At 65.2% G+C, this 437-nt stretch carries 1 pseudogene; it reads left to right on the top strand.

Features of this window, described 5'->3' with window-relative positions:
- A pseudogene (locus FLQ44_RS14390) lies at positions 1-437 on the top strand (molecular chaperone HtpG); the annotation flags it as partial.

Genomic DNA, 437 nt, shown 5'->3' on the forward strand with positions numbered 1-437 from the left:
TGCTGTTCGTGCCCGAGCGCGCGCCCTTCGACTTCCAGTTCGACCGCGACCAGCGCAAGGGGCTGAAGCTCTACGTCAAGCGCGTCTTCATCATGGATGCGTCGGAGCAGATGCTGCCCAGCTACCTGCGCTTCGTGCGCGGCGTGGTCGATTCCGACGACCTGCCGCTGAACGTCTCGCGCGAGCTGCTGCAGAACAACCGCCAGATCGAGAAGCTGAAGTCGGCGGTCTCCCGCCGCGTCCTCGACCTGCTGGACCGTCTGGCGCGCGAGGACGCCGAGAAGTACCTCAAGTTCTGGAACGCTTTTGGCAGCGTGCTGAAGGAGGGCGTCAGCGAGGACACCGCCAACGCCGAGCGCATCGCCAAACTGCTGCGCTTCGCAAGCACCAAGAGGGCCAAGTCGCACGAGCTGCACGCGCTGGAGGACTACGTCGCG

Source organism: Vogesella mureinivorans (assembly GCF_007644035.1).
In the GTDB taxonomy this organism is placed as follows: Bacteria; Pseudomonadota; Gammaproteobacteria; order Burkholderiales; family Chromobacteriaceae; genus Vogesella; species Vogesella mureinivorans.